At 53.7% G+C, this 12,062-nt stretch carries 11 protein-coding genes; 7 read left to right on the forward strand and 4 right to left on the reverse strand.

The genetic code is table 11. From position 1 onward, the window contains the following. Positions 1-119 precede the first annotated feature (119 nt). The 4 genes from ytxJ to C8N40_RS00070 form a co-directional block, all read right to left on the reverse strand. The gene (gene ytxJ / locus C8N40_RS00055) at positions 120-461 is read right to left on the reverse strand and encodes a bacillithiol system redox-active protein YtxJ (RefSeq protein ID WP_108209783.1); all 342 of its coding nucleotides are present in this window, start codon (positions 459-461) and stop codon (positions 120-122) included. 25 nt (positions 462-486) lie between these two features. Then, complete coding sequence (locus C8N40_RS00060; RefSeq protein WP_108209784.1) at positions 487-852, reverse strand: hypothetical protein; 366 nt, start codon at positions 850-852, stop codon at positions 487-489. Between the two features lie 31 nt (positions 853-883). Continuing rightward, a complete protein-coding gene (locus C8N40_RS00065; RefSeq protein WP_108209785.1) occupies positions 884-1,099 on the reverse strand; it encodes a hypothetical protein in 216 nt (71 codons plus the stop codon). A gap of 93 nt (positions 1,100-1,192) precedes the next feature. Then, positions 1,193-3,172: an alpha-ketoacid dehydrogenase subunit alpha/beta gene (locus C8N40_RS00070; RefSeq protein ID WP_108209786.1), complete on the reverse strand. Its 1,980-nt coding sequence runs from the start codon at positions 3,170-3,172 to the stop codon at positions 1,193-1,195. Between the two features lie 326 nt (positions 3,173-3,498). On the opposite strand from C8N40_RS00070, the gene C8N40_RS00075 reads away from it, so the two are divergent. From C8N40_RS00075 to C8N40_RS00105, 7 genes are all read left to right on the forward strand, one after another. Further along, positions 3,499-4,776 carry a M16 family metallopeptidase gene (locus C8N40_RS00075; RefSeq protein ID WP_108209787.1) on the forward strand — a complete coding sequence of 426 codons (1,278 nt, stop codon included), beginning with the start codon at positions 3,499-3,501 and terminating at the stop codon, positions 4,774-4,776. An 870-nt stretch (positions 4,777-5,646) separates the two neighbouring features. After that, positions 5,647-6,099: a PepSY-like domain-containing protein gene (locus C8N40_RS00080; RefSeq protein ID WP_245904921.1), complete on the forward strand. Its 453-nt coding sequence runs from the start codon at positions 5,647-5,649 to the stop codon at positions 6,097-6,099. A gap of 157 nt (positions 6,100-6,256) precedes the next feature. Next, positions 6,257-6,706, forward strand: a complete 450-nt coding sequence (locus C8N40_RS00085; RefSeq protein ID WP_108210395.1) for a MarR family winged helix-turn-helix transcriptional regulator — start codon at positions 6,257-6,259, stop codon at positions 6,704-6,706. Positions 6,707-6,762: 56 nt separating this feature from the next. After that, positions 6,763-7,587, forward strand: coding sequence for an aldo/keto reductase (locus C8N40_RS00090; protein WP_108209788.1), 825 nt, complete (start codon positions 6,763-6,765; stop codon positions 7,585-7,587). 93 nt (positions 7,588-7,680) lie between these two features. Beyond that, positions 7,681-8,781, forward strand: a complete 1,101-nt coding sequence (locus C8N40_RS00095; RefSeq protein ID WP_108209789.1) for an alkene reductase — start codon at positions 7,681-7,683, stop codon at positions 8,779-8,781. Between the two features lie 1,016 nt (positions 8,782-9,797). Continuing rightward, positions 9,798-10,283 carry a 2-C-methyl-D-erythritol 2,4-cyclodiphosphate synthase gene (gene ispF / locus C8N40_RS00100; RefSeq protein WP_092100428.1) on the forward strand — a complete coding sequence of 162 codons (486 nt, stop codon included), beginning with the start codon at positions 9,798-9,800 and terminating at the stop codon, positions 10,281-10,283. A 207-nt stretch (positions 10,284-10,490) separates the two neighbouring features. Next, a complete protein-coding gene (locus C8N40_RS00105) occupies positions 10,491-12,035 on the forward strand; it encodes a M28 family peptidase (RefSeq protein ID WP_108209790.1) in 1,545 nt (514 codons plus the stop codon). Positions 12,036-12,062 lie beyond the last annotated feature (27 nt).

Genomic DNA, 12,062 nt, shown 5'->3' on the forward strand with positions numbered 1-12,062 from the left:
GCCTGTTAGCAGGGCCTGCTGTATTTATACTTGTAAACGATGAAAGAAAGTATAAATGTGCCCGCTCCACGTATTTGCTGCCCGTACTTTATACGAATAAAACGGCAGCTGCAGTATACTTATGCTGATACCTGCTTCCGCACTCCATCCACGCTAATGCCCAGGTGGGAGGCATCGTAGGTGCAAACGCCGTCCTGCACCAGCAGCAGCTGCGGCGACTCGTGCTGCACCTGCAGCATTTCTGCCACTTCGTTGGATACGGGGCGGTAGCTCAACAAATCGAGGTAGTAGGGCTTCACGTGGTCCAGACCGGATCCGTTCCACTGGCGCTCCAGACGGCTTTTGGCTGTGGAGCTGATGGCGCAGGCTGTGCTATGCTTAAAAATCACCACCGGCGTGCTCTTCGACTCTTCCAGTATCTCGTCCAGTTGCTCTACGCTGGTAAGCGGGTGCCAATTCATATCGTCAGGTATTTTAATTCTCTTGTTACTGCTTCTTTCCGTCGCGTGCTTTATACTTCTTTTTCTTCTTAAACAGATTCAACTTCTTGGCGGGATCCCCTTTTACGTTGAACTGCAACTGATCCCGCTTGTTCCGCTTCACCTGCTTGCGCCCTGCCTCTCCCTTTTTAAAAGTATACGCGTCGGTGTTGAGGTGGCTGTCTTTATACTTGCTGTCTACCTTCTCGGCATCCCGCAGCGATTTTCGCAGCTGCTGGTCATGCTTCGCCGATGCCTGGTAGCTTATCTGCCCGTAACCGGGCAGCGTACCTAACAGGAAGAACAGCAGCAGGCCCAGGCTATACTTGTATGCTGTCCGGCAGCAAGATTCAACAACACCTACCTTCATCATGGTTTTATACTGATTCTGTCTTAACTGGTTTCTAGAACAATCCTAGCCCGCGCGACTTCTTCACCTTTCCGTTCTTGTCGGTGTTCACTTTAATAGCCTCCAGGCCCTGGGAGTTAGGGCCCTGCACTTTTACCGTGCGCTTGCTGGTAGGCTTGGGGCATGGGATAATACCTTTGCGCTGGCAGCCTGCGCTCGCAAGCAGCACCAGGCACAGCAACATCATAAGGTATGGCCGAAGTATACGCATGATGCAAATATAGTAATATAATTTTATTAAACACAGTTTAAACACAAAAGCGGCACCGCATACTACAAGTTTGTATACGGTGCCGCTCCCATTTTAGTAGTTCAGCATGGCCTCTGCTTTCTGGCGCAGGCGCTGCCGTGGCAAAAACTCCTGCTCCAGCGGCGGCGCAAACGGCACGGCAGTGTCCAGGCTGGCTACCCGGGCCACCGGGGCGTCGAGCTTTTCGAAGCAGTGCTCGCTTATCCAGGCGGCGATTTCTCCGCCAATGCCTCCGGTCATGGTATCTTCATGCAGTATAATCACACGGCCTGTTTTCTCCACGGCGGCACGCACGGCCTCCTGGTCCCAGGGCAGCAGGGTTCGCAGATCCAGGATTTCCAGGCTGGCATCGCTTAGCTCCTGCTGCAGCTGCTTGGCCCAGTGCACGCCCATGCCATAAGTAATAATGGTGAGGTCGGTGCCCTCGGCTACCGTTCTGGCCTTGCCAATCTCCACAGTATAGTAATCATCCGGAATCTCCTGCGAAATGGAGCGGTACAGCAACTTGTGCTCAAAGTACATCACCGGGTTCGGATCCTCGATGGCGGCATTCAGCAGGCCCTTGGCATCGTAGGGCGAGGATGGGTAAACAACTTTCAGGCCCGGCGTGTGGAAAAACCAGGCCTCGTTGCTCTGCGAGTGGAACGGCCCGGCCGCGGTACCCGCGCCTGTGGGCATGCGCACCACCACGTCGGCGTTCTGGCCCCAGCGGTAATGGCTCTTGGCCAGGTTATTCACAATCTGGCTGAAACCAGCGCTCACAAAATCGGCAAACTGCATCTCCACCATACTTTTCTGCCCGCGCACCGACAGCCCCAGGCCAATACCCAGGATAGCCGACTCACAAAGTGGCGTGTTGCGCACGCGCTCCTTGCCGAATTTCTCCACAAAGCCCTCTGTCACTTTGAACACACCGCCATACTCGGCAATGTCCTGCCCCATCAGCACCAGTTCCGGGAAGCGCTCCATACTTTGGCGGAGCCCGTCAGAAATGGCATCCACGAAGCGGCGTTCCGTTTTGGCCTCCGAGGCCGGCTTGATTACCTCCTGGTTGAAAGGTCTGTACATATCGGCCTGTTCCTGCTCGGCGTTAGCTGTGGGCATAGGCTCGTTAAAGGCGATGTTCAGCCCCTCCTCTATCTCGGCCTTCAGTTCGTCTTTTATACTTTCCATGGCCTTCTGCGTCAGCACCAGTTCGTCGAGCAGGTAGCGTTCGTAGTTCTCCACGGGGTCTTTCTTGGCCCAGCGCTCGAACAGCTCCTGGGGCACATACTTGGTGCCGCTGGCTTCCTCGTGGCCACGCATCCGGAACGTAATGGCCTCAATCAGCATCGGGCGCGGGTTCTTGCGGATGCTGGCCGCGGCCTGTCGGATGGTGTCGTATACTTCCAGGATATTGTTGCCGTCAATCTGCAGGGCGTCCATGCCGTAGGCCGGGCCCTTATCAATAAAGTGCTTGAACTTGAACTGCTCGTTGCTTGGCGTGGACAGACCATAGCCGTTGTTCTCGATGAGGAAAATCACGGGCAGACCCCACACGGCGGCCACGTTCAGCGCCTCGTGAAAATCACCCTCCGAGGCGCCGCCATCGCCGCTGAACACCAGCGTCACTTTCTCCTTGTTCTCCAGCAGGTCGGCCAGGGCAATACCATCAGCCACCGCCAGCTGCGGGCCCAGGTGCGAGATCATCCCTACGATGTGGTGCTCGTTGGTACCGAAGTGGAAAGAGCGGTCGCGGCCCTTGGTGAAGCCGTGCGTTTTGCCCTGAAACTGCGCAAACAGGCGGTCCAGCGGCACCTCGCGGCCGGTGAAGACGCCCAGGTTGCGGTGCAGCGGCAGGATGTACTCGTCAGGCTCCAGCGCCAGGGCCGAGCCCACCGAGATGGCCTCCTGTCCGATGCCGGAGAACCACTTGCTCACACGCCCCTGCCGCAGCAGCACCAGCATGCGTTCCTCAATCATGCGCGGCTTCAGCAGGGCGCGGTACAGCCTGATTAGTTCCTCTTCAGAGTACTCTTTGCGGTTATAGTTCATCTCTTTAATGAAAACCTCGTTATAGTTTTTGGGTTAATTAATGGCAAGGCACCCGAAAGCTATGCCATTAATTTATACTTTTGCTTCGTTCGGTTAATGCAGTAAGGCAAGGGAATTAGCCCTTTTCGCCTTAGCGAGCAAAAGCTACAGAAAACCTGCAAAGGCTGCAAGCAAAGACAAAAAAGTCTCTATATTCTATACTTTCAAAGTATAAAGTATAGCCGCAGCCCGCGTTTAAAAGTATAACCGGATAGTTTAGGAATGGGGTTCGGGTTAAGTGCCCTTGCAGTATCCCCCTAACAATCCAACTAAGGAGCAATTAAGATATGATAGATTTTAAAGAATTTACCCTGGATAACGGTTTGCGCGTGATTGTGCATGAGGACCATACCTCGCCCATGGCGGTGCTAAACGTGCTCTATGACGTGGGCTCGCGCGACGAGGAGGAGGCCCACACGGGCTTTGCGCACCTGTTCGAGCACCTGATGTTCAGCGGCTCCAAGAATATCCCGGTGTACGATGAGCCTTTGCAGCGCGTGGGCGGCGAGAATAATGCCTTCACCAGCCCCGACATCACGAACTATTATCTCTCGGTGCCGGCGCAGAACATTGAAACCGGTTTTTGGCTGGAGTCGGACCGCATGATGGAGCTGGCCTTTAGCGAGCACGGCCTGGAGGTGCAGCGCAAGGTAGTGGTAGAGGAGTTTAAGCAGAACTACCTCAACCAGCCCTACGGCGATGTTTGGCTGAAGCTGCGCCCGCTGGCTTATAAGGAACACTCTTATAAATGGGCTACCATCGGCAAGGAGATCGCCCACATCGAGGAGGCGACCATGGACATCGTGAAAGCGTTTCACAGGAAACACTACTCGCCCAGCAATGCCATCCTGGTAGTAGCCGGTAACGTGACCTTTAATCGGGCGAAGGAGCTGACCGAAAAATGGTTTGGGCCCATCCCGGCCGGTGAGAAGTATGAGCGCCAGCTGCTGGCCGAGCCGCGGCAGACGGAGGAGCGCGTGCTGGAGGTAAGTTCCGACGTGCCGCTCAGCGCCATCTACAAAGCCTACCACATGCCGGGCCGCCAGCACCCCGACTACCATGCCGTAGACCTGATCAGCGACATCCTGGGCCGGGGCAAGTCGAGCCGCCTGTACGAGCAACTGGTGAAAGAGCAGAAGCTGTTCAACTCCATTTCCGCCTCTGTGTCGGGAAGTATAGAGCCGGGCCTGCTTATTATCCAGGGCAAGCTGAACGAAGGCGTGGACCTGCAGGAAGCTAATGCCGCCATCGAGGCCATTGTGCAGGAACTGATAGATAATCGCGTGGACGAGGAGGAACTGAACAAGGTAAAAAACCAGGCTGAGACGAGCATCGTGTTCTCTGAAATTGAGCTGCTGAACCGCGCCATGAACCTGGCTTACAGCAAGCTGCTCGGCGACACCAACCTCATCAACCTGGAGGGCGAGAAAGTACAGGCCGTCACGCCGGACGACATCCAGCGCTGTGCCCAGGAGGTGCTGCGCAAAACCAACTGCTCTACCCTGCTTTATAAGGCGGAGAAGAAGGAGCAGCCGGTGGAGCAAGAGGTTGTAGGTTTGAAATAAGGAGATTAGGGAAAGGCTGCCATACGTGGTGGCCTTTCTTTTTTTGGAGCCTTGCGAGCGTGATAGCTGTTCGCCTTCTGCCTATACTCTGCTATTTATACTTAAGCTATACTTTCATACTTGCTGATTTATACTCCTCGCTGGCGCGAGTTCGCAACTCGTGCCTAACTATGGTGTCGGGGTTGCAACCCACTGGATTGAAAAGCCATACTTATCTTCTGCTATACTTCTATACTTCCCAGCTATACTTTCTAGCTCCTGCTTTCTTAAACTTGAGGCAAGCTATACTTCCAAACCACGGCTCATCCTCTAGTCCCCACGAGCCTAACGTTGCATTTCATACTTTCTGCCCTCCCAGGCCGGGAGGCCTCGTTTTCCCGCTCGGCGCTGTGTTCCCTCCTTGCCTCGCTCGCGCTCAGCATGCCCTTGACGGGCACAGGATCTCACAAGGCGCCTCCCAGAAAAACTGGGAATCATTTGATAGCTGCTGCTGATGCAACAGGAACCAAGTCCCCCTTCGAAGGGGGTAGGGGGATGATAATTGTCTGCTGGGTTTATACTTTGTAGGGACAGGTCGCGACCTGTCCGCGCGAGAACAGCAGCTATAGAACTTATACTTCAGCCAAAGTAATCACAGGCTCCCCTCCTTGGCTAAGGAGGGGCCAGGGGTGGTTGGACCCGGCACTGCAAGAGAACTCCCCCCTGTTCTTTGACCGGAGTTCATACTTAGGCAGGCACACTTGAAGAAAAACCAAAAAATTACGCTATCTGCCTCATCTCCAGAATTGCTTCAGATTTGCTCCAGGTTTACTTCAGATTCGGGCTTTAGCTTTGAGGCATAAAAATTCTTTAACCTTTAAAGCAAATACCATGAAATCTACAGCATTTGCACTCCTGTTTTTGGGCAGCTTCCTGTTTGCCTGCGACGATAAAGATGATGATGTAAAGCCGGACGACGTGCCTGCAGCCGTGAAAGAAAGCCTGATCAGCGCCTTCCCGAATGCCCAGAACATTGAGTGGGAAAAGAAGGCCGAAGACTTTGAGGCCGATTTCGACCAGGAACTGGTGGATTATGATGCCCTGTTCAGCGCCAACGGTAGCCTATTGAAGCACAAGTATGACCTGCCTGAGGCAGAACTGCCGGAAGAAGTAAAGGCTGGTATCAACCAGAAGTACGCCGGCTTCCGCATCGATGATGCCGATGTGCTGGTGCAGGATGGCGACACCCTATACCAGGTAGAGTTGGAGAAAGACAAGCAGGAGCACAAACTCGTGTTCTCCGCCGATGGCCAGGAGCAAACAGGCACCCCGTACTGGGACTAATCTCTCCTTTTAGAGCTCAGACTTATACTTTGCAAAGCGCGGTGCTACGGCACGGCGCTTTGCTTTTTTATACCCGCACCACCCTCTGCTGCTTGTCCGCAAAACCTTTTCGGGCCAATAGTTGTATATACAAATAACAAAAAGTACCTTTGTGACCATGCGGATAGAAGACGAAATAAATCAGAAGGAATTTAAGGACGATTACCGTCGCCTGATGGCCAACCTATTGTTTACCAACAACTGGCTGAACCAGCAGCTCATTCCTTTTTTCCGCGATCTTGGCCTCACGCTGCAGCAGCATAACGTGCTGGCCATTGTGCGGGGGCAGAACCCCGAGCCTGCCTGCTTCGGCGACATCCAGAACCGCATGGTGGACCGCAACTCCAACGTTACCCGCCTCATCGACAAGCTGATCGAGAAAGGCTACGTTACCCGCGACATCTGCCAGGCCAACCGCCGCATGATAGAGGTGCGCATTACTGAAAAAGGGCTCAAAAAACTGCAGGAGGTAGACGCGCGCTTCCCGGAACTTTTAGCGCATTTCCATAAACTTTCGAAAGAGGAAGCTGTTATGGCTAGCAACCTGCTTGATAAACTAAGGGGCTAATATTTTTTTCGCTATACATTTGTATACACAAGTAATGTACATACTTTAGAATTTCTATGAAATATATCCAGATAAAAGGAGCCGCCATTCCAGCCTTAGGCCTGGGCACTTTCCAGCTAGCGGGAGATACAGCGCAAAAAATCGTTTCCCATGCCCTGGCCACTGGCTACCGGCACATCGACACGGCGCAGATGTACCAGAACGAGGAGGCGGTGGGCAAAGCTATCAGAAGGTCCGGGATAGCCCGGAGCGAGGTTTTCCTGACCACCAAGGTGCTTCCGACGAATCTGTCGCGCGAAAAGTTCATGCCCTCTGTGGAGGAAAGCCTGCAGAAGCTGCGCACGGATTACGTGGACCTGCTGCTGATACACTGGCCGAACGCGGAGGTGCCGGTAGAGGAATACATGGCAGAACTGGTGAAGGCCCAGGAAACAGGCTACGCCCGTTACATCGGGGTCAGCAACCACCCCACTGCCCTGCTCGACAAGGTGCTGGCCACGGGTGCTGAGATCATCACCAACCAGGTGGAGTACCACCCTTTCCTCAACCAGGACAATCTTTATACTTACCTGCGCCAGCACAACCTGTCGCTGACTGCCTACAGCCCGATTGCGCAAGGCAAGGTACTGGGCAATGAGACGCTGAAAAGCATTGGCAGCAAGTATGGCAAAAACGAGGTGCAGGTAACGCTGCGCTGGCTCATGCAGCAGGACGGGGTATTGGCTATCCCCAGAAGCGCCAAAGAGCAAAACGTCGAGGCTAACTTCAACATTTTCGACTTTGAGCTCACGCCCCAGGAAGTAGCGCAGATAAACCAGCTGAAGCAGGCCAACACGCGCCTCATCAGCCCTTCTTTCGCCCCAGCTTGGGATACTGTTTAATAAAGAATTACAAATTAATAACTATGAGTGAGGAAGATTGTGCAGGCAGGGTAACTCCTAAACTTTCTAACTCTCTAACTTTCTAACTACATTATGTCACAACCACTTTTAAACCCGATTACATTAGGCGACCTGACGCTGAAGAACCGTGTAGTGATGGCACCTATGACGCGCAGCCGCGCCGACAACGAAGACAACGCCGCCAACGACCTGATGGCTACGTACTACGCCCAGCGCGCCAGCGCCGGTTTAATTATCACCGAAGGATCGCAAATCTCGAAGCAGGCTGTGGGTTATATCAACACGCCTGGTATTTATAGCGCAGAGCAAGTAGCTGGCTGGCAAAAAATAACTGATGCCGTGCACGCCGAAGGAGGCAAGATTTTCCTGCAGCTGTGGCACGTAGGCCGCATGTCGCACCCCGACTTCCACGGCGGCAAGCTGCCGGTGGCCCCCTCTCCCATCAACCCCAACGATAAAGCCTTTACACCCGAGGGCTTCAAAGATACCGTTACACCGCACGAGCTGACCATCCCGGAGATAAAGCAGATTGTGCAGGACTTTAAAACAGCGGCCCGCAATGCCATCGATGCCGGCTTCGACGGTGTGGAAGTGCATGCCTCCAACGGCTACCTGCTGCACCAGTTCTTCGTGAGCACGGCCAACGTGCGCACCGATGCCTACGGAGGCTCTGTGGAGAACCGCGCCCGCATCTTGTTCGAGGTGCTGGACGCCATTAAGGAAGTGGTGCCGCAGCATCGTATCGGTGTGCGTCTGAACCCAAGCATGCACGGAGGATTTGGCATTACCGTAAACGAGGACACCATCCCGACCTTCGACTACATTGTAGAGCAGTTGAACAAGTATAGCCTGGCATACGTGCACCTAACAGAAGCCTCGCCGGCTAATAAGGATGTGCCGCATATCGAGCCGCAGGTGGCTAAGCGCTACCGTCCGAAGTATAACGGCAACCTGATCATTAACGGCGGCTTTACCCAGGAAACCGGCAACCAAGTAATTGCTGACGGCGACGCTGACCTGGTGGCTTTCGGCGTGCCGTTTATAGCTAACCCGGACCTGGTGGAGCGCTTCGCCCAGAACGCCGAGCTGCAGCAGCCAGATCAGAGCAAGTTCTATGCTCCCGGCCCGGAAGGTTACGTGGATTACCCTACGTTGGCAGAGGTGGAAGCCTAAGCTGACTTTGCTGCATAACTTGGAAACGCCCGCTAAAGTATAGCGGGCGTTTTTTTATACTTTCAGTTGCGAGTTACTTATACTTTTTCACCCCTCCCCAGCCTCTCCTAAAAACAGTTATTCTGCTGATCCGGACATCCGAGTCCGGAACCTCTTCTGCTGCGGACATCCTTGTCCGCGTTTCTGAAGGACCGGGTCCAACCACCCCTGCCCCTCCTTGTCTAAGGAGGGGAGTCTGTGATTACTTCGGCTGAAGTACAAGTTTTATGGTTAAAGTATAAACACCCCTATAGTCCCCTCAAGGGGACAGTTCTGAATTACTAATTTATACTTTACTTTCCAGTAGCAGAGGCTTTGCTATCGAATGCTTCCCAGCCTTTGGGTTGAGCGCCTTCTAGATTTCCGGTGCCGCAGGCAGCCCGAGGAACGAGGGCAGGAAATGTAGACAGCGCGATGCCCGAAGGCGAGGCCTCCCGGCCTAGGAGGGAGCCAAGTTGGAGATGAAACGATAGGTTTGTGCGAACTATAGGATGAACGGAGGCTAGTAAGGATAGCTTGGTTCAAGTGGAAGGAAGCAGCGGCTAGGAAGTATAAATCAGCAAGTATAAAAAGTATAGCTGAAGTATAACGTTTGGCCAGAGCAAGTATGGCTTTTCAAGCCAGTCTAGTCAGAGACTCGACATCATTGTAAGACACAAGTCTGAAGACTTGCGCCAGAGAGTGACACAAAGTATAAAGTATGCCAAGCACGTATAAAAGTATGGCTTCAAGGGTACAACTATTCATACAGCTTGTTCCCATAGTTTTCCGGCAAAAGTATAGATGGGCGTAGGTACTTGTCCGTATGCTACGCTGTACTTCCCAGAAGAATGGTAACGAAACCCAAAGTATAGGAAAGGCCGATGCTCAAAAATCAGCCTTGGCAGTGGGGCAAAATCGTATTTTTAGCTTAGATTTACCTTTTATGGCTACCTGTACGCAGGTATTATACTTATCCATACTTCCGTTTACATTCTATGAAACTGAAAATAAGAACCGGCTTCGGCTACGACGTGCACCAACTGCAGGAGGGGCTCGATTTCTGGCTCGGCGGCATCAAGATACCGCACACGCACGGCGCCCTCGGCCACTCCGACGCCGACGTACTGACACACGTGATCTGCGACGCCCTGCTGGGTGCCGCCAACATGCGCGATATTGGCTACCACTTCTCCGACAAAGATCCCAAGTATAAAGGCATCGATTCCAAAATCCTGCTAAAGGAGGTGGTGCACCTGCTGTCCCGCGAAGGCTACCAGATTGGCAACATCGACTCGACCATCTGTCTGCAGGAGCCCAAGGTGAACCCGCACATCCCGGCCATGAAGGCTTGCCTCGCGGAGGTGATGGGCATCCCGGAGGAGGACATCTCCATCAAGGCCACCACGACCGAGCACCTGGGTTTTGTGGGCAAGAAGGAGGGCGTAGCCGCCTTTGCCACCGTGCTAATTGTAAAGGAGTAAGTGCGGCTTATTAAACCCGCGGCATCAGTACAAGTCTAAGCTGAACTTATAGTTTGCCTTAAGTACGAGGGGCGCAATCCGGTTAAAGTATAGACAATGCACGAGCAACCGCCTGAACCATGACTGCTTATACTTTAAACGTCTTTTGTCCTTTGTCTAAACTTCTTTTGTCTTGATACTTATACTTTAAAACACCTAAACTACACCATGAAGAGACATAATCTCTACGCTGCCCTGCTGTTGGCCGCTATCGGCTACGGCTGTGCCAAGGGACCAAGCGCCAGCAACCCCACCACCGATGTGGCCAAGCTGAGCGAAGCGGCCCCCAAATATGCCGAAACCATTACGGCGGCAGACCTTTCCAAGCACCTGTACATCATCGCCTCTGACGAGTACGAAGGCCGCAACACCGGCGAAAAAGGCCAGAAAATGGCAGCCGAGTACATCGCCCGCGAGTTCCGCGAGGATGGCCTGGTGGGTCCGGTAAAGGATAACAGTGCCAACCCCTACTACCAGACGTTTAACCTGCAGAAAAGCACCTGGGGCCAGGGCCATATTACCGTAGGCTCCCAGAAGTATACCATGATGCAGGATTTCTTCCCGTTTGGCTCTTCGCCGTTCAGCACCGAGCAGAATGTGGAGGCTGTGTACGTGGCCGATGCCGCCCAAATAACCGAGGGCAACGCGTCCGGGAAACTGGTGTTAACCAAACTTGCCATGGGCGAGGTGGAAACCAGGATGCGTGGCTTTGGCGCCGCCGCTGAGAAAGCAGGAGCCAAAGGCGTGGTGTATGTGCTAGGCGCCGAGGAGTACAAGCAAATGGCGGAGCGCTTCTCACACCGCCTCTCGCAGCCTTCCATCACGCAGATGAACAGCACCCGTACACGTCCGGCCACTATTTTTGCCGCGCCAAACGTAGGGGCAGCCATCCTTGGCACCACACCCGATAAACTGGCGCAGGCTTCTGCCTCAGCTGCTTTCACGCCTGCCTCCGGCATTAAGGTGCTGATGAGCAGAACTTCTGAGCCGCTGGAAACGGAAAACGTACTGGGCTTTATTGAGGGCACCGATAAAAAAGATGAGGTAATCGTGGTAACGGCGCACTACGACCACGTGGGCGTGGACGAGTCGCTGGAGGGCGACAAGATCTTTAACGGCGCCAACGACGACGGCTCCGGCACAGTGGCTGTGATTGAGCTGGCCGAGGCCTTTGCCCAGGCCAAGAAAGACGGTTACGGTCCACGCCGCAGCGTGTTGTTCATGCTGGTGACTGCTGAGGAAAAAGGTCTGCTGGGCTCTGAGTACTATGCCAACAACCCAATCTTCCCGCTGGAGAACACGGTAGCCAACATCAACATCGACATGATCGGCCGCATGGATTATACCTACGAGAAGACCAACGACAGCAACTACATCTACGTGATCGGGGCCGACAAGCTTTCCTCAGAGCTGCACCAGATAAACGAGGAGATGAACCAGAAGTACGTGAACCTGAAGCTCGACTATACTTTCAACGACGAGAACGATCCAAACCGCTTCTACTACCGCTCTGACCACTATAACTTCGCCAAGAACGGTATTCCGATTGTGTTCTACTTCAACGGCGTGCACGACGACTACCACCAGCCGGGCGACCATGCCGACAAGATCCTCTACGATAGCGCCGAAAAGGTGTCCCGTCTGGCGTTCCACGTGGCGTGGGAGCTGGCCAACCGCGAAAATCGAATCGTAGTGGACAGCAATAAGAAGTAAGCTTTTACAGTTAGAGAGTTTGGGAGT

The sequence above is a fragment of the Pontibacter mucosus genome, assembly GCF_003054055.1.
In the GTDB taxonomy this organism is placed as follows: Bacteria; Bacteroidota; Bacteroidia; order Cytophagales; family Hymenobacteraceae; genus Pontibacter; species Pontibacter mucosus.

What these genes read in the sequence shown, in the direction of transcription:
- C8N40_RS00095 (WP_108209789.1), top strand. Translation starts at nt 7,681, where the DNA reads ATGTCACAACCACTTTTAAACCCGATTACATTAGGCGACCTGACGCTG.
- ytxJ (WP_108209783.1), bottom strand. Translation starts at nt 461, where the DNA reads ATGAATTGGCACCCGCTTACCAGCGTAGAGCAACTGGACGAGATACTG.
- C8N40_RS00085 (WP_108210395.1), top strand. Translation starts at nt 6,257, where the DNA reads ATGCGGATAGAAGACGAAATAAATCAGAAGGAATTTAAGGACGATTAC.
- C8N40_RS00105 (WP_108209790.1), top strand. Translation starts at nt 10,491, where the DNA reads ATGAAGAGACATAATCTCTACGCTGCCCTGCTGTTGGCCGCTATCGGC.
- C8N40_RS00075 (WP_108209787.1), top strand. Translation starts at nt 3,499, where the DNA reads ATGATAGATTTTAAAGAATTTACCCTGGATAACGGTTTGCGCGTGATT.
- C8N40_RS00080 (WP_245904921.1), top strand. Translation starts at nt 5,647, where the DNA reads ATGAAATCTACAGCATTTGCACTCCTGTTTTTGGGCAGCTTCCTGTTT.
- C8N40_RS00065 (WP_108209785.1), bottom strand. Translation starts at nt 1,099, where the DNA reads ATGCGTATACTTCGGCCATACCTTATGATGTTGCTGTGCCTGGTGCTG.
- C8N40_RS00090 (WP_108209788.1), top strand. Translation starts at nt 6,763, where the DNA reads ATGAAATATATCCAGATAAAAGGAGCCGCCATTCCAGCCTTAGGCCTG.
- C8N40_RS00060 (WP_108209784.1), bottom strand. Translation starts at nt 852, where the DNA reads ATGATGAAGGTAGGTGTTGTTGAATCTTGCTGCCGGACAGCATACAAG.
- ispF (WP_092100428.1), top strand. Translation starts at nt 9,798, where the DNA reads ATGAAACTGAAAATAAGAACCGGCTTCGGCTACGACGTGCACCAACTG.
- C8N40_RS00070 (WP_108209786.1), bottom strand. Translation starts at nt 3,172, where the DNA reads ATGAACTATAACCGCAAAGAGTACTCTGAAGAGGAACTAATCAGGCTG.